Here is a 24,060-nt window from a genome sequence, read left to right as displayed (position 1 = left end):
TACTTAATCGATTTTCATAATACACAGCGCTCTATGACCGGTATGAACGGAATCAAAGCAGACGATATCACCTTTACGGTTCATGCGGGGATGAAAATCACAACACCAATGCTTAAGCGTTTGAGACTGAAACTGCTTAAACGACTTTAAGGAGGCAAGATGCTCGACTTCGTTCGTAGTAGCATCTACTTTATAAAGGTTGGCCATTCTAGACCGGTCAGGGTAAGTATCGGTCACAAATGAACTAGATGTAATAAAACTTTGATGGCCGTCCGAATTTAAACGTGGATAAGCTATTATCTCATAGTCTTGAAGGGTTGGTTCTTTGAATAATACATGGCAATCTGTATCACCAATACGACAGAACGCAACAATTTGATTTTGATCGTTCCAAACATAATGTGACACCATATCATTGGTAGGGGCTACATAACATTTTTTTTCCTGACGATCATAACTAACCAGTCTTGAATGCCTGTTAAACGTATCGAACTCGTCTACCCAACGATGTAAAAAAGAAATATAGCGATCATCTGAAGAAAACAAAGAATGGGTTACATAATGGAAACACTCCTCAAAACCCTCTGCTAACTCCCCTACCTTGGTAAGTTCCATTAGACTTATTAACATTTCCTTTTGCCCGGTTTCTAGATTTCCTATAAAAAGACCTGTTTGCTCTGGCATTTTCTCGGAAATGTAGTGGTCAACTTGTGTAATACCGGCATAACCGTATCCTGGCATGTAGCGTTCCAACCTACCATAATTAAAAGTAGATGCATACACACCATCATGGGATATATGGTCTATGGGAAAGGGAATATCCGTTTCCTGCTTTGTTTCTATATTAAAAAGTTTAGCACCTAATTTATTATCTTCCAACAGGGCATTATAAATCAATCTTTCTTTACCTACCCATTGTAATCTACACCCTTTATGATAGTTCCAAGAATATGTTTGCCCTACTTTTATATAGTCTCCTACTTGCCCATCAAAATGTTCAAAATAACCTACGTTCAATACATCCTCAGCTGTATTCATGCGAAACGGAATGGTGAGTTGATTACCTAGAAGTTTAGTATCGTCATGTGAAAAGGGACTAATGTCATGAAATCCAAAAAAATATCCTTCTTTTGCTACAATTGGGTTTTTAGAATAGTTTTTTTTGTCCGGAAGTATGTCAAAAATTTTTTGGTATGTATTTCTAACAGCAGCCTTTAGGTGTTGGTTTTTCTTAACCACATCATACACCATCTTTTCAATTTTATTCATCTTTTAAATATAATTTTCTGTAAACCGATGCAATGGTGTCCCAATTAAATGGCAACACAATTTCATCAAAATCAGTATAATCTTTATAGTTTTTAACAATTTCATTGATGCCCTTTGCAATGGCATCCGCATTATTTGGATCTACTGCTTTCCCTGCACTATAATTAGTTAAGAAACCGTCTATTCCTTCACCTTTGGAATATAGAACAGGCTTTCCTTGAGATAAAGCTTCTATATACACTAGTCCAAATAATTCATATTTAGATGGCATTACAAAAATATCACATGCTCTATAAGCTTGCATAAGTGCTTCTCCTGGCTTAATTTTTCCTTGGTAATCTACCCAGTTAAGTGGTTCTATTATTTCTAGAAAATTTTTGAAGTAATCTGGTTCCGATTTACCTTCGGGCCCAACTATGGTAAGCGAATATTGAAATTCACTACCCATATTAAGACGTTTTACTGCCTCAATAAGTTGCAAAACATTTTTTCGTTCAATAATTTGACCTACATACAATAGTTTCACTTCAGTACCGGATAATTTTCCCGAAGGTTTTTTAAGCTTTTCCAGCCACATGTCATCTATTCCATTAGGTATTACCTTTACCTTGTGCGCAATTTTTGTAACCAAAGATTTTGGCATCATGGCAAATAATTTATCCCGATAAATATTCGAGATAAAAATAACACTGTCCGCAGCTTCAAGTACTCGATGAATAAATGGCCTACGGTGCCACATAAATTTATATTGCAACTCTATATCCGTAGTTCTTACAGCAACAATATAATTAATATTATATTTTTTATTCAACTTATAAGCAAGAGCACCATCGGTAAATAGATTATGCGCATGTACAAACTCAATTTCATTAATAAAGTCTTTGGAAATTATAGATTTAAAAATTTTATTAATCTTTCCAAAATAATTGAACTTGTGAATGGGCGTAATTATTTTATCAAAAATCAGTTCAGTTTGCGTTAAGTGAACCTCATTCTCTGGTTCACGATCCATTTTGATAGGAATATACACGCGTTGCTCAATACTACTATTAAGTTTGGAATATAATTGCGCATATAAATGATTGTCAATATAATAGGAATTTAAATGTAATATCTTCATTTAGAATCAGTAAATTTTCCTAGAAATTAAAACGTAAATTTACTTTAATTATTTTAATTCCCCCTTCTTTTTAAATGTATAGCACATGAAGTATACACCTATTATATGTTTTATGTATATCTAATATAAAATAGAGCTTATGAACCAAATATTATATAATCTCATTATAACAATAAGCATTTAACCCTTGACAAAAATCCCCATCAATTCATAAAACATAAAATTCTTTGGGAGCTGAAATTTTTAAAACAACCCAATTTTTAAGGATACAAATAAATCTTACTTATCACATTATCTAATCTAAATGCGTATAATTCTAAATAGCTATTTGGGGGTTAAGAATTCGCAAATCAACTCCATAAAAAAGATGTTATTTCGCTTTACCTATTACAATTAAATTTGAACTATTAACTCACAATTTACAAGATTAAAATATTAATTTTGTTCTTTATAGAGGATAGTGAGTATATGTGTTGAGACAAGCATTTATTTTAATTTTATAATAGGTGGTTAAATCCATGCTATCCACATATGCATTGAATAGAGTGAAAAGTTAATATTTTTAATAATTTCAATACTAACTTTTCATATTGCTCGTTTGTTTAGCATATATCTTAATATTATATTATTAATGACTCATATTGCAGTTTTATATACATCTCACAATAGAAAAACTAAAACTTTAAAGTCCTTAGCATCCATCAATGAAGCTTGGTCTACTTTTAATAAATCTTTACAAATTACAATCTACTTAACAGATGATGGTTCTACTGACGGCACTTCAGAAGCTATAAGAAAAGAATTTCCCGAGGTCAATATTCTTCAAGGAAATGGAAATTTATTTTGGGCCGGTGGAATGATTAATTCATGGAAAGAAGCAATTAAAAAAAAATATGACGGATATCTTTTATTGAATGACGATACGTTTATCTGTAAAAACATTTTTGATGATATCATACTTACCGATGAGTATGCATCAAAGACATTCATGACAAAAGGGGTTTACATTGGCTCTACAAAAGATCCAGAGACAGATAAGCTCACCTACGGCGGTGCAGTATTAACGAACAAATTGTTATATCAATTTACAATTTTACAGCCGAACGGAGAATTTCAGCAATGTGATTTGGGAAATGCCAACATAATGTATGTAGCTAGTGAAGTAGTGGATAAAGTAGGTCTTTTATCCCCAGGTTATGTTCATGGTATTGCTGATTACGATTATACATTGAAGTGTAAGAAGAACAATATCCCTGTGCTTGTTATGCCTAATTATTGTGGTTTTTGCGAAAGGGATACCAAAGGACTCTATCATAGTTTTCATTTGATGACTTTTAAAGAGCGATTAAAACATTTATATAGCCCCACAGGTATTGCATTTAAATCCAGATTGCTTTTTATGCGCAAGTTTTTTCCGTATCGCTACCCTATGTTCTATATTATGGGTTGGTTAAAAGTTTTATTTCCTAAAGTATATTTGAAAGCAAGACACGGAAAATAAGCGTTCTTAAATAATTATTAATAGAGTTATTTTATTTATACATTAAGATTTAAGGTCTTAATGAAAACTAAACATACCAAACAATACTCAATGAAAATCCTTTATATCCACCAATATTTCAACACACTAGAAGACGGTGGCAGCACCCGTTCTTATTGGATTAGCCAAGAATTGATAAAGAATGGTCATGAAGTAACTATGATTACTAGTACTCGAAACAAAGAAGATCATACTTCTATAAAAAGCATAGATGGTATATCCGTGATTTATTTGAAAGCTTATTATAATCAAAAAATGGGTTTTCTAGGAAGACTTAAAGCATACCTTGGTTTTATGCTAAAAAGCACAATAACGGCCCTTAAGCAGAAAAATATAGACATGGTCATTGCCACCTCTACCCCACTAACAATAGGAATTCCAGCATTATTCTTAAAAAAATTAAAAGGCATACCTTATATTTTTGAAGTACGTGACCTTTGGCCAGAGGTACCTATACAAATGGGCGCATTAAATAATTGGTTCCTTAGAAATACTGCATTATGGTTAGAAAAAAGTATCTATAATAATGCTAAACATATAGTTGCTCTTTCCCCTGGCATGGAAGAAGGAGTACTACGAACCGGAATAGAACAAAGTAAGGTGACCATGATTCCCAACATGTCCAAAATAGACCACTTCTTTCCTCGTAAACATAATTTAGAGCTAATGAATAAATATGGGCTAAAAAAAGATAATTTCAAGTTGGTTTATTTTGGCTCTATGGGTCTTTCTAATGGCATTGATTATATATTAGAAACCGCAAAATTATTAAAATCCCATACTGATATTGATTTTATTTTCATCGGATACGGCTCTATGATAGAATCTTTCTTAGAATACTGTAAAACACATAAGCTTGATAATATTAAATTTTTAGGTCGTTTTGGAGTTGAGGAAGCTTCTGAATTAGTAAATTTTTGTGATGCGTCTTTAGTAACTTTTGCTAACATACCTATTTTATATACCAATTCGCCCAATAAATTATTCGATTCGTTATCTGCCGGTAAACCTATTATCGTAAATTCTAAAGGATGGACAAAAACTATGGTGGAAACAAATAATTGTGGCGTTTATGTTGATCCTGAGTCACCAGAAGATTTTGTAAAGAAAATTCTTTATCTAAAAAATAATCCAGAGGAACTAGTATTGATGGGTGAAAACGCAAGAAAATTAGCCGAAAGCACATACGATAAATCTATCCTTTGTGCCCAATACACCAAAGTTGTAGAAGATTTTTTTTCAAAAAAATAATAACATGTATCCTTTAATTAAGCGTTTCTTAGATATTATTGTTTCATTTTCAGTATTAGTATTAGCCTTACCATTATTGATAGCCGTTGCCTTAATCCTATATGTGGTTAATCAGGGAAAACCTTTTTTTTATCAACAAAGACCTGGCAAAAATGAACGAATTTTTAAGATTGTAAAATTTAAGTCCATGAATGATAAAAAAGGCTCCGATGGCCAACTTTTACCAGACGTGGAACGTATTACCACATTTGGCAACTTTGTTCGTAAGAGTTCTTTGGATGAGTTGCCACAACTATGGAATGTTTTAAAAGGTGATATGAGTCTTGTTGGTCCAAGACCCTTATTAGTTTCTTACCTACCATTATATAACGAAGAACAAAAAAAACGACATTTGGTTAGACCGGGAATAACCGGTTGGGCCCAAGTAAATGGAAGAAATACAATTTCTTGGGAGAAGAAATTTGAATATGATGTTTGGTATGTAGAGCATATATCTTTTATGTTGGATATGAAAATTTACCTCAAGACTTTGCTTAAAGTTGTTAAAAGAGCTGACATCTCAGCATCGGAGAATACCACAATGAAAAAATTTGTCGGTAACAATTGAACTAACTATCGCATTATAGCGTTCAGTTAATAATAATAGTAATAATACCTCGTTTTACTAACGAAATTTAAACCTTGTTGATGAAAACTGTAATGATTTTAGGTGGTGCCAAAGGAGTTGGCAAAGAAATATTAAAGTCTAGTATTGAAAAAGGCTATAATGTTGCTTTTAGTGGTAGACAAGCTATCCTTGGTAATGAAATCATTAATTCTTTAAATGTTAAAAACCGGCTTTATTTTCATGAGCTTGATTTAAATAGTATTCAAGGGATTGAGGCTTTTTATTCAGAAACCATCAAAAGATTCAAAAGAATAGATTCATTGATTATTTATGCAGGGATTACACCTGTTTCATCAATTCTTGAAACCGAAGAAGATTTGTTTGATAGCGTCTTCAATATTAATTTAAAAGCTCCTTATTTCTTGATTAAACATGTTTTAAAATCCATGATTTCTCAAAAATCGGGTTCAATAGTGTTTTTTGGGTCGGCCCATATGGATTGTGGTCATATTGATAGAACAGCTTATGCCTTAACTAAAAACTCACTTTATACGTTATCAAACCATATTGCTCGTCATTATGCTAAATTTGGAGTAAGATCTAATTATTTAGTTATGGGTTGGACCAATACTGAAGGTGAATTGGAATTAAGAACAAAAGAAGGTATTAATGAAAACGAGCTACAGGAAAAAGCAGCAAGCATTGTTCCCATGGGAAGAATGTTAAACCCTAGGGACCCTGTCCCAGCGGTTATGTATTTTATTTCTGATCAATCTATTATGACAACCGGATCGCTAATAAGAATAACGGGAGGAGAGTATATATAACATTTCATCATGGTCTCATCACTTATTTTTCATGGAAATTCAGAATTATTAGAAGGTCCTATCTTTGACTCAGTCAATAATCGCCTATACTTTGTTTCAATTTTTGATTTTTTGGTTTATTCATACGATACTACCACAAAAGAATTATTTAGTATAAAATTAGATTCGCCTACTAGCTGTATTTATTTATTGGAAAACAATATTATTTTAGTTGCTTCTAAAAATGGTTTTTATGAAATCGATTTTAAAACTCTTACCAAAAAATTTATTTTTCAAATAGATATTGATGAATCCGTAAGATACAATGATGGTATCAAAGATTCTTTTGGAAGGGTAATCATTGGAACAATGGGCTACCCTGAGGTTGTAGAAAATAAAGGAGAAGTTCTTTCATATTATAAAGGGCAATATAAAACCATAATCAAAAACACTACGATATCCAATGGTTTGGCTTTTTCAATTGACCAAAACGAATTATATTTTATTGACACCCCTACAAAAAAAGTAGCAAAATATAGGTATGACAAAAACACCGGCAATGTAAATTTTGACTCCTTTATAATTGAATTTAAAGGAAATGGAAGTCCTGATGGCATGTGTATAGATAATGAAGGTATGCTTTGGATAGCTGAATGGGGAGGATCATGTGTTTCTCAATGGAACCCTAATAATGGCTTAAAGTTACAAGAGATTAAATTACCTTGTAAAAATGTTACTTCATGCTGTATTGACCATAAAGGCAACCTATATGTAACTACTGCAAAATCAGATGATGAAAATGATTTTTATGGCGGAGGACTTTATTATCTTGAATTAAACAAAAATTGAACTTATGAATACTGCAAAGGTTAGTGTAATAGTACCTATTTATAGAATTGAAAAGTACTTACCACAATGTATTGAGAGCTTATTAACCCAATCTTTTTTAGATTTTGAATTAATTCTAGTAGATGACGGAAGTCCAGACAATTGTCCTCAAATTTGTGATAAATATGCTAAAGCAGACCCTAGAGTTAAAGTGATCCATAAAGAAAATGGAGGTCTTGTTAGTGCACGAAAAGAAGGTCTAAAAAATGCAACAGGTACTTATATCACTTTTGTAGATGGTGATGATTGGGTTGATAAGTTTTATTTAGATATCATGTTTAGGCTAGCCGATGCTAACAAGGCAGACTTAGTAGTAACCGGTCACTTTAGAGAGTTCGATGGTAAAATAGAGACCATAAAGCCAAAAAATGTAGGAATCTACGATGAGAACGACCTAATAAAAGAAATACTCCCAAATGCTATATATAATGGTGAATTCTGTGAACATGGAATATCTACTTATGTATGGAACAAACTTTTTAAGAAAGAATTATTAGATCAAATACTTTTCAATGTACCTGATGACGTTGTCATGGGTGAAGATGCTGCAATAACTTTTTCTTATTTAACGATATGTAAAAAATTGGTTATTAGTAGTACTCCATTATACTATTATAGACAAAGACATGACTCGATTGTAAAATCTGTAGAAAATCCTAAAATTGAATATTATAGATTAGGGTTATTAATGAATTATTTACAATCTAAACTTAAACTGTCATTAGATGAGAAAAACATAAAAGAACAAATAACCTATTATCTATACTCTCAAATACTGGTAAGATCTGGCGGTTTAATATATGGAGAAGATGGAAATCAATTGTTCAACCCATTTCAAAAGGTTGAAGAAAATTCTAGAGTTGTAGTTTATAGTTCCGGCTCTTTTGGTCAACATATTCTATCTACCAATTTAAAGAACAATTTTTTTAATGTGGTTAATTGGATAGACATTGATTATCATGAATTAGAAATTGGCGGTAATAGTGTACAACCTATTAGTGCTGCAAATAATTTAGATTATGATTATTTAATTGTGGCCACCATTAACCCATCTTATTACAAAAACATAAAAAAAGAATTAAGCCTAGTTGGTGTAGACGAGAAGAAGATTGTAAATATCAATACGGATTTCAACCAAATTGCCGATCTACTTGTACAATTAGGGTTTGACAGTGAGTTTAGATTTCAAAATATTTAATTTCTAGAAATTAGATCATGTCTTTATTTCCATGATTAAAAAAACAAATAAGGTTTTACTTATGAAAAAACTTATAATATTAGGAGGAAATCCAGAAACAGCAATTTTAGTTGATATCGCAATTTCCATGGGCATTTATACTATTGTAATTGACCCAAACCCAGATGCCCCTGCTAAAAAGAATGCATCAGAAACTTATGATATAGATGGTTTTGAGGTAGATAAAATTGTACAATTGGCAAAAGATTTAAAGGTTGATGCTGTCTTAGTTGGTGTAGCTGATATTTTAGTTAAACCTTATGGTGAAATTTGCGCAAAATTAAATATGCCTACGTATGCTAATAAAGAAGCAATTGATGCTTTTTGTAGTAAAGATGGATTTAAGAAGTATTGCGAAAAATTCAATATACAAGACATTCCTGGCACTTATCTAGATACAAATTCAAGCATAGAGAAACCTGCAAATATTGATTACCCATTAATGATCAAACCTGTTGATAATGGAGGCGGCGTTGGTATGAAAATATGTAGAGATGACAAAGATTTTAAAGAATCTGTTAAAACTGCTTTGAATTTCTCTAAAAAAGGTGTCGTCCTAGTAGAAAAATACATGGAGTGCGATGATATGGCCGTATACTACACGTTTAGAAATGGCACGCCGTATCTTTCTGCTACTTATGATAGAATTACCACAAAAATACAGGGAGATTTTAGTCCCGTTGGTATTGGAGCAATTTATCCATCAAAAAACACAGATTTATTTGTAGAAAAAATTCACCCAAAACTTAGTGATTTTTTCAAAAAGCTAAACATTCAAAACGGAATACTAAACCTACAGTTTTTTGTAGAGAACGGTACTTTTTATGCTTATGATCCTGGTTTTAGGCTACAAGGTGAAGCACCACATATACACTTAGCACATATTAATGGTTTTGACCATAGAAAAATGCTTATCAATTTTGCCTTTACGGGCGTATTAGGAGAGGATGATTTCCCTGAAAAGAACGATTTTATGTTCAAGGGTAAAAAAGCATGCACCATTTGGGTTCTTTTAAAAGAAGGAACAATAGACACCATTGAAGGTTTATCTGAAATTAAAGAAGATAAAAACGTGATTTTTGTTCTAGATAGATTTAAAGAAGGTGATAGTGTTAAAAAAGAATGGTTGGGTACGGAAAGACAAGTTTTCTCCCGCATGTATGTCGTAGCTGATTCCATTGATGAGTTAAATTCAAAAATGTCTGAATTCAAAGATAAATTGGTAATCAAAGATACATCTGGCAGTGACATGATATTAACTTGGCCGGAAACAATAAAAGCGGAAAATTACCTTTAGTACTAACATATAGAATTAACTAGTTGATATATAAAAATATGGAAAATAAAACAGCCGTTATTACTGGTGGCTCTAGAAATATTGGTTTGGCGATTGCCGAAAAATTTTATGCTATAGGTTACAATGTAGCTATTTTAAGTGTTTCAGAAAATAGTGCGACCAAAGCTGCAATCAATATTGACAATACAGGAAAAAAAGTCATTGGCTATAGATGTGATATAACAAATGTATCATCAGTAGAAGAAATACTAGAACAAATTAATAAGCACTTTGGAGGTATAGATATTCTTGTTAACAGTGCCGGTATTTTAGATATGGCAAGCATAGAAGATACATCTATTGAAGAATGGGATAATGTTATGGCCGTTAATCTTAGAGGTACGTTTACCATGATTCAAAAATCAATTCAATACCTTGAGAAAAGCAAGCATCCAAGAATTATCAATTTGTCATCCAATTCTGGGCGTATGGGAGGATTTGAAAATGGAATGGCCTATAGCGCATCTAAAGGCGGAATTATAGCATTAACTTATGGTTTGGCTAGAAGACTTGCTAAAAAAAGAATTACAGTAAACTGTATTGCACCTGGAACCATTGAATCGGACATGTCTGCGGCACGTAGCCCAGAGGTACTAAAAAAATTAAAAGAAAGATTTCCTTTGGAGAGATTTGGAACACCAAAAGAGGTTGCAGCAGCAGCTTGCTATTTTGCAAGTGACGATGCAGGATTTACAACAGGTTCAGTTTTAGATGTCAACGGAGGATTATTCATGGGATAAAAATAAATTATGAAAAAAAATATATTAGAGTCATTTAGTTTAGCAGGAAAAAAAGCATTAGTTGTTGGCGGTGCCGGTGATTTGGGAAAAGCAATGGTAGAAGCTATTTCACAAGCAGGTGCACAAACAGTTGTTATCGATTTTGATGAAAGAGTTTTCGGAATTTGCGAAGAATTTAAAAAGGATGGTCTTGAAGTAGACGCCATTAGAGCTGATATTAGCAAAATAGCTGAAATCAAAGAATCATATCAATCTGCTTTAGATTTACTTGGAGGAAAGATTGATATTTTAATCAACTCTGCCGGGATACAGAGAAGGTACCCAAGTGAGGATTTCCCAGATGAAGAATGGAGCAAGGTAATTGCCATTAATTTAGATGCTACTTTCTACTACTGTAAATATGTAGCAAAGAACATGTTAGAAAATGGTGGTGGAAAAATTATAAACATTGCTTCTTTGATGAGTTTCTTGGGTGGTATTACTATACCTGCTTACGCAGCATCTAAAGGAGGAGTTGGACAATTGACTAAAGCACTATCAAATGATTGGGCGGCAAAAGGAATTTGTGTTAACGCTATAGCACCTGGTTATATGGATACCCAATTAAATACTGCATTAATAAACGATAAAAAAAGAACCGAAGAAGTTTTCATTAGAGTACCTATGAAAAGATGGGGTAACGGTGAAGATTTAAAAGGACTTACCGTTTTCTTATGCTCTCCTGCGAGTGACTACATTACGGGTACCGTTATACCAGTTGATGGAGGATACTTAGGTAGATAATAAATATTTTCTAGACTGTAAATTTTATTTCCTGTAAGAGTGTGACAAAAGGTCAAATAGTTTTGTAGTTGATTACCACAGCTAAAATCAAGTATTTTAACCGAATAAAATGTTATAAAACAATTTTATTAGAATCATATTTTGATTTCTATAATTTTACAAAACTATTTGATTTTTGCACGTTTTAAAAAATTGCCTATTAAATTAATTAATGGTTCTTTAAATTAAAATTCATTTATTTTATTAAATAGTCACTTAATACCAGCTTCAATATTAACAGCTAAACATAATGAAATTAAGCATAATTATTCCTTTATACAATAAGGAAAAATATATAGAACGCTGTTTAAAATGCCTTTACAAACAAGGCTTAGAAAATGATACCTTCGAAATAATCATAGTAGATGACGGCTCTACAGATGCTAGTTTTTCAATAGTAAGGAATTTTGCCATACAACATTCATTTTCAAATATTAAATTAATCAAGCAAGATAATCAAGGTCCAAGTGCTGCTAGAAACAATGGCTTAACCCAAGCTATAGGAGAATATTTATATTTTTTTGATGCAGATGATCTGCTTGCCAATAATGCACTAAATATTTTAGTTCGTTTATGTCAAAAAAATGGTTTAGATATATTAGAATTTGATTCTAAAGAGATAGAAGAAGAAAAGTTATTTAACTTTCCAGATTCTGTAGATTATAATCAAAATGATTTCAATATTTCAATTTATAACGCAAATTCTTTCATAACGAAATATAATTTCAGAAATCAAGCTTGGCGTTATTTAATTAAACGAAACTACTTGCTAGAAAGTAACATAACGTTTTTGGAAGATATGCGTGCATATGAAGATTTAATTTTTACTGCAAGTGTATTTTTACAATCTAATAAAATTTCTAAAGTTAATATAGACGCACATAGATATATCAAAGTAGCAAATTCCATAGTTACGACTAAGAATCCTAAAAAAAATTTAGAGTTCATATTAGGGATGGTAAAAGCTGTAGAAGAAATTGATTTATTGATAGAAAAATATTCTGCCTTAAGTGAAAAAAATCAATCTGTATTACAAAAATTAAAAGCAAAACAGCATGTTGTCGTTTATGCATTAGTAGTCAGAGCCTTTAAATATCGCTTAGAGGTTAATACGCTGAGTACAATATTAAATAAGCTTAAAACGTTAAACGCGTACCCGGTTGGTATCAAATCTGGAAATTCTGGCTTTAAATCAGTTTTAAATGCAGTTTTGCTTCCATTTATTAATAATAAAGCTAGCCTTCTTTTGGGTTTACAAATAATTAGGAAATTTTGATTTCCTTGCTTATATCGATGTTCAACGCAACTATTAATGAAAGTTGCTCATTATTTTTATTTAAAAAAATTATATATGATTTGTTTTCTTGTACCTGTAAAAAGTAAGAAGCTTTCGTCTGATTGGGATAAATTTAGCGAATTAGTAGAGCGAAGTTTAAAATCTATCAATGGACAAAAGGATAAAGATTTTCAAATAGTTGTTGCTTGTCATGAGCTACCAACAACCAAATTTGAGCATCCAAAAGTCCATTATGTGCAGGTAGAATTTGATGTTCCTACATTAACTAATGAAGATTGGGAAAAGGATCGACAATTAAAAGAAGGAGATAAAGCACGTAAGATACAAGTTGCACATAAATATGCAACGGATAATTTTAACGTTGATTATTTTATGGTTGTGGATTCTGACGATTGCATTCATAATGGAATTAGCAAGTATGTAAATTCAATGATTAAAAATAATGAACCTGGTTGGTATGTAAACAAAGGCTATTTTTATACAGAAGGAAGCAAATTGGCATGGATGATTAGGAGTAATTTCAATGTGAGATGTGGTACTTGTATTATTATAAGGAATGACCTATTTGAGCAAATTATCGTTAAAGATCCCTACTTATATTACTTTCATGAAAAAATTGAATTAGAAAATAATTTAAAACTAAAACCTTACCCAAAAGCTGCAGCGCTTTACAGCATGGCAAATGGTGAAAATCATTATATGTCACAATCAAAAATGATGAATTTAGTTAACCAAACTAAATTCTTCACCATGGATCATATCAAAAGTGTTTATTCAAAATTATCAAGGTACAGACCTAGACGTATAGGAAGCTCTTTTAAAAAATCTTTTAATTTTTATCATATTAATCAATAATTTAAAAATATAATTGAACTAATATCACAATAAAAAGATATAGCGACTACACTCAGATACCTAAATACAATTAACTTTTTTAAGAGTAGTCGCTATAATTTTAAATTTTTACTATACATTATGATATTATCACCAATATTTATTGAAAAATTTTTTTTCAGCGTCTTTTCTTACTGCTTTACTTTCACCGCTTTGAGAATGATTTAAATTTAATATCAAACAATAATTTTGCCATATTTTTTCTCCATGGATATTTGCTGATATTTTTGCATTTCATCAAAAATTAATTACATCCTCAAGAATTTTCTCATCCTATTTCAGTATTATAATTAACCACTTACTTATTTTATTTAATATTTACTTGGCTATATTCGTAAAAAAAATTGAAAATTATTCAACATACATTACAAGCCACTAATAATATCTATAAGTGATTTACATCAATTTTCTACATTGAAGCTGCAACTTTATTTAAGGATAAAGGTTAATTTCTTTCCATTTCGGCTATAAATAGATATTTCAGTTTTATACTAAACAATTACTTTTCAATTATTTAAAACTTTAGAATAACACTGCTCAAATTACATGTAATATTTTTCTTTCAAAATTAGATCTCAAAAGGTATACTTGTGCATTTCAACGATCTTTTTAATTAATTCTGGTATTTGATAGGCCAAAAAGATACTTTCGTCGTAAATAAGTAGCATTTTGTCGTTACTATTCTCTCCCCCAAAGACTAATTTTGACAATAACTTTAGTACATATTTATAAGATTATCTATAAAAATTAACCTTTAACTATTTAATTATCATTAACCTCACAAACATTTATTCATTATGAAATTGAAAATTACTCTTATCTTATTGTTACAAGCATTTTGCTTTCAACAAATCTATGCGCAATGTAGTGGAGCGGATTTTGAAGAACAAAATGGTATTGCTATTTTAGAATTAGATTCTAAAATTTCCGGAAGTTGGAGAAAAGAATCAACATCTGGAGCATCTGGTGGTTCCGCACTAACTTATAGAGGAAGTAATTACTTTAATTCACCAGGAAATTCAACGATTACCTATAAGGTAAAAATTAATTCTTCAGGCACATATAGATTTATTTGGCGTAATAAAATTAGTGTTATAGCTAGTCATAACGCTAGTACTGAACATAATGACTCTTGGTTAAAAATTAATGCATCCAACTTTTATGGTCAAAAAGGTAGTAGCAGAATTTATCCAGGGGGATCTGGTAAGACTCCAACACCTGAAGGAGCTAGTTCCGGTGGTTGGTTTAAAGTATACACAAATACAATTGATTGGAGCTATAGTACCAAAACCAGTGACAATGATGCCCATGCAGTATATGCTACATTTAATAATGCTGGCGTATATAACATTCAAGTTTCTGCAAGATCTAACGGCCACACTATAGATAGAATGGTTCTTTATAAAGAAAGTAGCTATTCTGCAGCACAAGCTGAAAGTTTATCTAGATCCGTTACTTCTTGTGATGGTGGTACAACGACTCCAACACCTTCTCCAACAAATGAAGCGCCAACGGTTAATATCACAAGCCCGAGTAATGGCCAAACAATTACAAGTGGTAGCTCAGTAACTGTTCAATTATCTTCTAGCGACCCCGACGGGAATATATCTTCTCACGAACTGTTTGTGAACAACAGTTTAGTTGATACTGACGGTGTAAATTACAGCCCTTATACAATTTCAAATATTCAACCTGGAAGTTATGTTATAACTGCCGAGGTAACTGATAGCAATGGTGAATCTGACACTAGCACAGTGGACATCACTGTTTCAGGTAGTGGAACTACCGATCCAGATCCGGAACCTACCCCACCTGCATCAAATACAGCACCTGTGGTGAGCATCACGAACTTAAACGATGGGCAAAATGTAACAGCCGGATCAACCGTATCCGTTGCTGTATCATCTAGTGATTCTGATGGATCTGTTGTACAACACCAGATTTTTGTTAACAATGTTTTAGTGGATACTGACGGCGCAAATTATACACCTCATATAATTGAGAATATCGCTAGTGGAAATTACACAATTACCGCTAAGGTAACGGATAATTCTGGTGAAACTACATCGGATACTGTGGTTATTACAGCCAATGGTGATGATGGACCAAATACCGACCCAACACCACCAACATCTGGTTCTGATCCAGCTGTAACTATTACCAATTTAACTAATGGTCAAAGTTTTGCATCTGGTTCAAATGTTTCTGTAAATTTAAGTGCTTCTGACTCTGATGGAACTATTGTAAAGTATCAAATATTCGTGAACGACGAACTGGTGGACACAGATGGAACAAATTATACGCCTCATGTTATTACAAATATCAGTAACGGAAACTATGAGATTAAAGCAACGGTAACCGATGATGACAACAATACAAACTCTGCCGTTGTTAATATAGTAGTAGGATCAACGACTACACCTCCTACTTCAGGAAATGCAGCTCCTACAGTACAGATTATTACTTTGAACGAAGGTGAAGTAGTATCTATTGGAGAAGAAGTATTAGTTGGCGTAACTGCCAATGATTCTGATGGCGATGTTGTAAAATACCAGGTGTACGTAAATGGAGATTTAGTTGATACTGATGGAGCAACCTATACATCACATCCATTTCAAGAATCTGTTTCTGGCAGTTATAATATAGAAGTGGTAGTAACTGATAACGATGGTGCAACCGGCTCTGACTCAGTTAATATCAGTGTTGGTTCAAGTTCAACTCCTACTCCACCAACAACTACATCATTGACACTAAACTTAATAGATGCAATTTCAAATGTAAACATTGGAACTTTGACAAATGGATCAAATTTGAGTTCATCAAGTACTCAAAATATAAATATAAGAGCTAACGTACCATCCGAAGCTAAAAGTGTTTTATTTGAATTATCAGGGGCTCAAACCGAAACCAGATATGAGAATGTAGCTCCTTATGCCTTATTTGGTGATATTGATGGGGATTACCTAGCGGCAAATCTTTCTAATGGTTCCTACATTTTAAAAGTTTCAGCATATTCAGATACTAACGGAAGTGGTGTTTTAGTAGCTACAGAAAGTATTAGCTTTTCTGTAGGGTCATTAACGAATAAAACAACAGCTTATGCATTTCCAAACCCAATTCAAACAGATGGTAAAGTTTCTATACATTTACCAAAAGGCAATGCAGGTAATTACCAATACACTGTTACAAATGCAATGGGTGTTTTACTAGAAAAAGGCACGTTTAAAGCTGGACAAAACGAAACTGATATTAACCTTGAGTTATCTAATGTTGGAAGACAAATTAATGGGGTTTATTATCTAAGTATTTCTAAAGGAGATTCAAATCAAATTATTCCTCTTCTAAGACAATAAATTGATGTCTTTAAAAATAGAAATCCGGTTCCAATAATTTGGAACCGGATTTTTTTTTGATGTACACCTAATTAATTAACTTCAATAAACCAATAGTATCTAAGAAGTTTCATTGAAATAGTTATTTTTACCTTAATTAGAATGTTTTAAAATTCTAGATAACAATTAATCAAATACTATTGAACAATTTAAGCTTAGATCCAATATTTAATTTATATTACTAGTATAATAAAGTGTTTAGAAAAATGAAAAAAAGATGGACTCTAATTTTAGCCATATTGGTTTTTCATTCTTGTGGTATTGACTATGATGTTTTAAGTTATTCTGATTCTAACCCAATAGATGATGGAATAGATATTCTTTTACTATTTCCACAAAATAATTCAGAAATTATAGATGGCACTCATGTTTCAGCTACTGAAAGCAGGCTAGTTTTTGAATGGACCACCAAAAACAATACTGATTACAGGCCGTTTAATTTAGAATTGGTAAATCTTTCTAATAATGATACTATTATATACGAGAGTATAGACACAACATCTGCCATTATCTTACAGCGAGAAGTTAGATATTCTTGGACAGTTACAGGCATTTCAGATAGTAAGAGCCAAACTTGGATATTTTACAACATCGGTCCAGATTTAGAAGCTAGTCCGCCTTTGCAAGCTAGTGCAATTTCACCAGTTACGGGTGCATCAATTTCTCAAACTAGCACCACTGTAAATTTAATATGGAGCTCAGAAGACCCTGATGATGATATAATTTCATTTGATCTATATTTTGGTGAAACTGAAGATCCTCCTTTATTGTTTGAAGATATTAACGCATCAAGATACAACGATATACCTGTAGAAGCTGATAAGACTTATTATTGGAAAATAGTTACCAAAGATAGTGTAGGAAATGAATCTACCTCTGAGGTATTTACGTTCAGTGTAGGATAAATTTTTATGTAAAAAAAATCCAAAACTCTTTAAAATAAAAAGCCGATAAATATTTCTTTATTTATCGGCTTTCTTAATATTTAACTTTATTTAAAACTCTAAAATAACAAACTCAGAACGTCTGTTCACAGCATGTTTATCTTCTGGACAATATGTATTATCATCACAATCGTTCAATAACATAGTTTCTCCATATGCTTCTGTAACCAGTTTATCTTCAGCTATACCTTTAGAAATTAAATAAGCCTTTGTTTTATCCACTCTACGTTGAGATAACCAATCATTATATTTAGAGGTTCCCCTAGAATCTGTGTGTGAAGTAATCTTTAATTTTAATGTTGGTATTTCATCTAGGACATTTGCCAAAGAATCTAAAACTTTCTTAGAACTAGTATTTACCACGGAAGAATTTAAAGCAAAATATACATTACCCAAACTTTCTATTCGTGATTTAATTTCTTCCTTTTTCTTATTTAACGCATCTATTTTAGCCTTTTCAGCAGCTGCCAATGCATCTGCCTCTTGTTGCTTCTTAAGCCTTTCTGCCAACAAGGCTTCATCTTTTAAGCGATTTACTTCATTGATTGAATCTTGCTGACGTTGCTTTTCTTTTTCAATTGCCGCTAACAATTCTAATTTTTCTTCACCTCGTTTGGAAAGACCTTTTTCAATACCGAATTGATATACAACACCCGCTGCATGTTGTATATGATTTGTAGCTCCTTCACCTTGACTCATTGCCCATTTTCCACTTGAATTAAAATCTAAACCCCAACGATCCGAAAACCAAGTTCTAAATCCAACTACTGCGTTATACGTACCCCTACCCTTATTGTTGGCATCTGTATACCCAGCCCCAATACCAACATAAGGATCGAACCAACCAGTCTGACCAATAATTTTATTGAGATCATATGTTATTCTACCATCAAAGCTATAGTAATTAATGTCTTCAGATATTACATTACCATCAATTATATTACCCTCCATATAAGTGTTATAAGCGCCAATAGCTTCTATACCCAATCCATTTTTAAAGTACCTACCTATACTTAGCCTTGAGGGAAATGGAACTACGTTCCATTCTTTACCAACATTGAAAATACCATCAAAGACATTACCAGAATCATCTACGGCATTTAAACCTACACCAACAATCCATGAACTTTGCACAATACTATCTTTAGCCGTTATCTGAAGCTCATCTTGAGCAAATGAGACAGACGATAGTATGAGTAGAAATATAAAACTAAAAATTTTAGTAGTTTTCATAATTAATAATTTGGGTTATAAAATGTAAAAATAATTGTAAATGAGGTCGTTAAAAAATAATTACTGTATATAGCAGTTAAAATCGTTTGATAGTTGAATGTAGAATTATTATCGATTAATTACTTTTTAATTTTAAGACTTTTTGTGCTTAATGGTAATTTATACATACTAAAAGGGCTTACCACCAATTTACTTTCTTCTTTAGAAGTGTTACTTTTTAGTTTATGAAGCTCTATAAACTCATCTTTTTCACTCACCTTGAAATTAGCATAGTTAGTTGCTGAACTATCCCCACACCAGACCAAAATCATTTCCGAATCGAAGTTTATTTTTGGCGGAGTCAACCCCGGCTTACGGGTTCTATTTATTTTGCCGTAAAAAGCACTTAACTCTTTTTCGTTTTTTATCAAAAAATACTCCTCTTGTTCAAATCCGCTATAATTTTCATTTAAAATAAGTTTCATACCAATATCATCAGATTCTTGCAAATTACTTTGAGCAGTACTTTTACAAGAATTTAATTGTATTGTGGCGGCTAATAGTAAACAAATAGAATATTTAAACATTTTTCAATCTTCCATTATAAGCTCGTACATAAACTTCTTCGTATAACGGCACCACTTTCTGAATATCAAATCGCTGGGCTTCTTTAAGCGCATTTAACTTAAATCTTTCCAGAACATTATCATTTTTCAAAATGGTAATTGCTTTAGAAGCCATATCATTAATATCTCCCACATCACTTAAAAACCCACTAACACCTTCTGTGTTGACCTCTGGTATACCACCCGCATTACTAGAAATAACAGGTACCTTATTGATCATAGCCTCAAGTGCCGCAAGACCAAAGCTCTCCGATTGCGATGGCAAAAGAAACAAATCTGAAAAACACAGAATTTTATCTATCTCATTACTATTACCTAGAAATATAACTTTATCGGAAATACCCAATTCTTCGCATAAACGTTCTGCACCAGCTTTCTCAGGTCCTTCACCAACCATAATCAATTTAGAAGGAATTTCTAACTGAATTTTACTGAAAATTTTAATTACGTCCGGTATACGTTTTACCTTTCTAAAATTACTAATATGAGTTACAATACGTTCCTCCTCTGTTGCCATGTTAGACCTTTGGCAGTCGGTAAAGGAGGTACTATACTTTTTAGCATCTATAAAATTAGGAATGACTTCGATGTCACTTTGTATATCAAAAGTTTCTAAAGTTCCTTGTTTTAAACTTTCGGACACTGAAGTAACTACGTCAGATTGGTTTATTGAGAACGTTACGGCAGGCTTATAAAAGGGGTGTTTACCCACCAAGGTTATATCTGTTCCATGTAATGTTGTTATCATGGGCACATAGATACCTTCTTCCTCTAACATTTTCTTGGCCATATAGCCAGCATAGGCATGTGGTATGGCATAATGCACATGTAAAAGGTCTATTTTATGAAGCTTAATGGTGTCAACCAATTTACTGGATAAGGCAAGTTCATATGGTTGGTAATGAAATAACGGATACTCTGGAACATGCACTTCATGAAAGAAAATTTTATTGCTCAGCAACTCCAAACGAACTGGTTGCTTATATGTAATAAAATGAATTTCATGACCTCTATTGGCCAATGCTATACCTAATTCCGTTGCTACTACACCACTACCTCCAAAGGTAGGGTAACATACTATTGCTATTTTCATTACAACAAAATTACCTTTTTTAATTCAGAATTGAATCGTAAATGGCTTGTTGAATTCTAGTTCTTAACCCAGATTTAACTAAAAGTGTATTAGATGCGGACGGATAAGTTCTGTTAGATAAAAATACATATACAATTTCCTCTTCAGGATCTGCCCACGTATAAGTTCCCGTAAAACCACTATGCCCAAAACTTTTTCGAGAAACACAACCACATGTTGGTCCGCTGTGCTGTAATTGAGGCTTATCAAAGCCTACTCCTCTTCTTACATTGTTTTCACAAAAATAACAAGTATTGAATTTCTTAACCGTTCTAGAATCAAAAAATTTAGTACCGCCGTAATAGCCATCTTGAAGGTACATCTGCATAATTTTTGCAATATCATTGGCATTACTGAACAAGCCTGCATGACCACCAACACCGGCTTGCATGGCCGCTCCCATATCATGAACATATCCTTGAACCGTGCCGTACCTATAATAATCATCCTCTTCTGAAGGCACTATACTATTTTTATCAAATTTCTCTAAAGGATTGTAAGTTGTATGGTTCGCTCCTATTCTTTGGTATAAAAACTTATTGGTTAAATAATCCAACCTTTGTCCATAGCTATCCTCAATTACTTTTTTCATTACATAATAAGGAACATCACTGTACCGATACCTGTTCGATTTTAAATCTTGCCTCCCTATTCTATTGTAAATGGAATCTTGGTAGGCATCTGTTAAATACAGATTATCATAAACTTTGGTAGAGAAACCTGGCAAAGGTGAATTTCTATAAAATTCACTTGAAGGCTTTTTGTTCTCATCCAATGTTCTAATATAAAAAGGAATCCATGCCGGCAAACGCCCGTAATGGGACAATGCTTTAAGAACTGTTACGTTCTTAATTTCTGTATTGGAGTAATTTGGAACCAACTCCTCAAAGGTATTATTAAGCCCAATTCTACCCTCTTCCTCCATCTTCATGACCATAGGCAATGTTGCCAATATTTTGGTAAGGGAAGCTAAATCATAAATATAATCGTTAGTAATGTTCTCTTTAGAATCATAGGTAGGTTTACCAAATCCTTTTTGATAGATTACTTTACCTTTTCTAGCCACTAGCACTTGCGCCCCCGGAAACATTAAACTATCAAGGCCGTCGTGCATTAATTCATCAATTCGTTTTAGTCCTTGAGAACTCATACCTACACGTTCTGGTATACTATAGCCCAATCTACTTAAAGACTTAACTTCTACTCCGGTATGCACCGGAAACTCTTCATGCGCCGTAACGGGCAATTTACCTGTAGCACCTACGGCACCAAATAGTATTTCTGCAGTTTTTTCTTGGGCGATATCACTATTTTGATATGCCATTACCACAGCATCTATATTATTGAATGAATCGATATCCGATAGTGCGTATGGTTTTGCAAATACACATAATATAAGATTAGAAGTACGCTCATTAGCAATTTCCTGCAGCCATTCCAATTCAGAGTTCGAGAACTTGTAAGACTTCCAAGGACTCTCATTATTCATATGATGACCAACAATTATCAAATTGAATTCTTTCAGTCTTGTTTTTAAAGTAGTAATATCACTTGCCTCAATTACGGTAACTTCTGCATAATTCTTTAACCCTTGGACAAATGCCTCGTTGTCCGAATTCCCCATTTTAACATAGGCAATTTTTTTATTGTCCAAGTTCTTAATGGATAGAAGATCCAGTTTATTTTTAACTACGGTAATAGCATTTTCTATAGCTTGCTCATAAACAATATCATCTTCAAGACCATTTAAATCGTTATATAGGTTTTCAAGCTTAATGGGTTTATAATGATGTAAACCTGCCTTGTATTTTGCCATTAGAATTTTCTTAACCGAATAGGCTAAACGATCCTCTGTCAATTTACCTTTTTCGTAAGCCCTAGTCAATTTCTCTTTGGCACTTACAATATTCTCTGGCATTAATAGCATATCATTACCTGCCATAAAAGCAGCAAGTTCTACACTACCCTCTTTACCGGTTGTGGATACTCCTTTCATATTAAGGGCATCTGTAAAAATCAAGCCATTATACCCATATTCCTCTTTTAAAATTCCTGTAATTATTTGTTCTGAGATTGAAGAAGGCAGTTCTTTCTTCATTTCAAGAGCTGGCACCTCTAAATGGGCAACCATAATACTGCTTAAACCTGAACCTATTAATTTTTTAAACGGATACAATTCTAGACTATCCAACCTTTTTCTGGAAAAAGGAATTATGGGTAAATTATGATGAGAATCTACCTCGGTATCTCCGTGACCGGGAAAATGCTTCCCATTGGCCAACACACCAGCCCTTTCCATTCCTTTTATAAAAGTAATTCCTTTTTGAACTACATTATCCCTGTTTTCACCAAAAGAACGATTTCCTATAATAGGATTCTTTGGGTTGGTATTAATGTCCAAATCTGGAGCAAAATTTATATGCACCCCTAAACGTTTGGCATGTTTACCTATTTGATAACCTACTCTTTCAACAATGGAACTATCTTGTATAGCACCTAATGTCATATTCCACGGAAAAGCATAAGTAGAATCCAATCTCATGGAAAGTCCCCACTCGGCATCCATCCCAATCAATAAAGGGATCTTAGATACAGCTTGATAATTATTGGTAAGTTTTGCTTGACGTACTGGCCCGCCCTTGGAAAAAATAACACCGCCCAAGTGTTCCTGAACAATCAGGTTTTTAATTTTATCGGTAGCCTGTTTGCTTTGGTTAGATGCTACACTGACCATAAATAATTGCCCCAGTTTTTCATCCAAGCTCATTTGAGCATATTGGCTATTCACCCACGCTTGTTGTGCTAAACTGTCACTGGTAACTAATGGATTTTGGGCTGATAGTACCGAATAGCAAAACAACCCACAAATAATAATAAAAATATGGCGCATAAAATAATATGTACTGAGATAACTAATACAGGTTGAAATTATTGCATTTCACCGATA

At 32.7% G+C, this 24,060-nt stretch carries 19 protein-coding genes; 13 read left to right on the top strand and 6 right to left on the bottom strand.

All coding sequences use genetic code 11. The features are described from left to right. Nucleotides 1-3: 3 nt before the first annotated feature. Both YQ22_RS14945 and YQ22_RS14940 read right to left on the bottom strand, forming a co-directional pair. Nucleotides 4-1,269 carry a hypothetical protein gene (locus YQ22_RS14945; protein WP_071341823.1) on the bottom strand — a complete coding sequence of 422 codons (1,266 nt, stop codon included), beginning with the start codon at nt 1,267-1,269 and terminating at the stop codon, nt 4-6. Beyond that, nucleotides 1,262-2,389, bottom strand: a complete 1,128-nt coding sequence (locus tag YQ22_RS14940; RefSeq protein ID WP_071341822.1) for a glycosyltransferase family 4 protein — start codon at nt 2,387-2,389, stop codon at nt 1,262-1,264. The genes YQ22_RS14945 and YQ22_RS14940 overlap by 8 nt, the downstream gene beginning before the upstream one ends. Before the next feature lie 631 nt (nt 2,390-3,020). Between YQ22_RS14940 and YQ22_RS14935 the strand changes: the two genes are divergently transcribed. The 13 genes from YQ22_RS14935 to YQ22_RS14875 all read left to right on the top strand — a co-directional run bounded on the left by YQ22_RS14935 (nt 3,021) and on the right by YQ22_RS14875 (nt 18,104). Further along, nucleotides 3,021-3,890 carry a glycosyltransferase family 2 protein gene (locus YQ22_RS14935; RefSeq protein ID WP_071341821.1) on the top strand — a complete coding sequence of 290 codons (870 nt, stop codon included), beginning with the start codon at nt 3,021-3,023 and terminating at the stop codon, nt 3,888-3,890. Between the two features lie 60 nt (nt 3,891-3,950). Then, nucleotides 3,951-5,180 (top strand): glycosyltransferase family 4 protein, encoded by a 1,230-nt coding sequence (locus YQ22_RS14930; protein ID WP_071341820.1) that lies wholly within the window; start codon nt 3,951-3,953, stop codon nt 5,178-5,180. Between the two features lie 4 nt (nt 5,181-5,184). Then, nucleotides 5,185-5,787, top strand: coding sequence for a sugar transferase (locus tag YQ22_RS14925; protein WP_071341819.1), 603 nt, complete (start codon nt 5,185-5,187; stop codon nt 5,785-5,787). Nucleotides 5,788-5,867: 80 nt separating this feature from the next. Next, nucleotides 5,868-6,614, top strand: coding sequence for an SDR family NAD(P)-dependent oxidoreductase (locus YQ22_RS14920; protein WP_071341818.1), 747 nt, complete (start codon nt 5,868-5,870; stop codon nt 6,612-6,614). 9 nt (nt 6,615-6,623) lie between these two features. Further along, complete coding sequence (locus YQ22_RS14915) at nt 6,624-7,442, top strand: SMP-30/gluconolactonase/LRE family protein (protein WP_071341817.1); 819 nt, start codon at nt 6,624-6,626, stop codon at nt 7,440-7,442. Nucleotides 7,443-7,446: 4 nt separating this feature from the next. Continuing rightward, nucleotides 7,447-8,679 carry a glycosyltransferase family 2 protein gene (locus YQ22_RS14910; protein WP_071341816.1) on the top strand — a complete coding sequence of 411 codons (1,233 nt, stop codon included), beginning with the start codon at nt 7,447-7,449 and terminating at the stop codon, nt 8,677-8,679. Nucleotides 8,680-8,740: 61 nt separating this feature from the next. Continuing rightward, a complete protein-coding gene (locus YQ22_RS14905) occupies nt 8,741-10,015 on the top strand; it encodes an ATP-grasp domain-containing protein (RefSeq protein ID WP_232231210.1) in 1,275 nt (424 codons plus the stop codon). 38 nt (nt 10,016-10,053) lie between these two features. After that, entirely contained in the window at nt 10,054-10,794 is a 741-nt protein-coding gene (locus tag YQ22_RS14900; protein ID WP_071341814.1) for an SDR family NAD(P)-dependent oxidoreductase, read from the top strand. A 9-nt stretch (nt 10,795-10,803) separates the two neighbouring features. After that, nucleotides 10,804-11,577: an SDR family oxidoreductase gene (locus YQ22_RS14895; protein ID WP_071341813.1), complete on the top strand. Its 774-nt coding sequence runs from the start codon at nt 10,804-10,806 to the stop codon at nt 11,575-11,577. 289 nt (nt 11,578-11,866) lie between these two features. Beyond that, nucleotides 11,867-12,892: a glycosyltransferase family 2 protein gene (locus tag YQ22_RS14890; RefSeq protein ID WP_071341812.1), complete on the top strand. Its 1,026-nt coding sequence runs from the start codon at nt 11,867-11,869 to the stop codon at nt 12,890-12,892. A gap of 36 nt (nt 12,893-12,928) precedes the next feature. Continuing rightward, nucleotides 12,929-13,768, top strand: a complete 840-nt coding sequence (locus YQ22_RS14885; protein ID WP_232231208.1) for a hypothetical protein — start codon at nt 12,929-12,931, stop codon at nt 13,766-13,768. Nucleotides 13,769-14,604: 836 nt separating this feature from the next. Further along, nucleotides 14,605-17,160, top strand: a complete 2,556-nt coding sequence (locus YQ22_RS14880; protein ID WP_071341811.1) for an Ig-like domain-containing protein — start codon at nt 14,605-14,607, stop codon at nt 17,158-17,160. A gap of 245 nt (nt 17,161-17,405) precedes the next feature. Then, nucleotides 17,406-18,104 (top strand): hypothetical protein, encoded by a 699-nt coding sequence (locus YQ22_RS14875; protein ID WP_071341810.1) that lies wholly within the window; start codon nt 17,406-17,408, stop codon nt 18,102-18,104. A gap of 90 nt (nt 18,105-18,194) precedes the next feature. Here the strand turns inward: YQ22_RS14875 and YQ22_RS14870 are convergent, their stop codons facing one another. From YQ22_RS14870 to YQ22_RS14855, 4 genes are all read right to left on the bottom strand, one after another. After that, nucleotides 18,195-19,376, bottom strand: a complete 1,182-nt coding sequence (locus YQ22_RS14870) for an OmpA family protein (protein ID WP_071341809.1) — start codon at nt 19,374-19,376, stop codon at nt 18,195-18,197. Between the two features lie 119 nt (nt 19,377-19,495). Beyond that, on the bottom strand, nt 19,496-19,840 hold the full coding sequence (locus YQ22_RS14865) for a hypothetical protein (RefSeq protein WP_156894584.1): 345 nt from the start codon (nt 19,838-19,840) through the stop codon (nt 19,496-19,498). Nucleotides 19,841-19,934: 94 nt separating this feature from the next. After that, complete coding sequence (gene bshA / locus YQ22_RS14860) at nt 19,935-21,074, bottom strand: N-acetyl-alpha-D-glucosaminyl L-malate synthase BshA (RefSeq protein WP_071341807.1); 1,140 nt, start codon at nt 21,072-21,074, stop codon at nt 19,935-19,937. Between the two features lie 19 nt (nt 21,075-21,093). Next, complete coding sequence (locus tag YQ22_RS14855) at nt 21,094-24,003, bottom strand: glycoside hydrolase family 3 N-terminal domain-containing protein (protein WP_071341806.1); 2,910 nt, start codon at nt 24,001-24,003, stop codon at nt 21,094-21,096. Between the last annotated feature and the right edge of the window lie 57 nt (nt 24,004-24,060).

The sequence above is a fragment of the Maribacter sp. 1_2014MBL_MicDiv genome, from assembly GCF_001865655.1.
Classification (GTDB): Bacteria; Bacteroidota; Bacteroidia; order Flavobacteriales; family Flavobacteriaceae; genus Maribacter; species Maribacter dokdonensis.
Note: the sequence above shows the minus strand (reverse complement) of the source record. Positions and strands in the feature narration are given on the sequence as shown.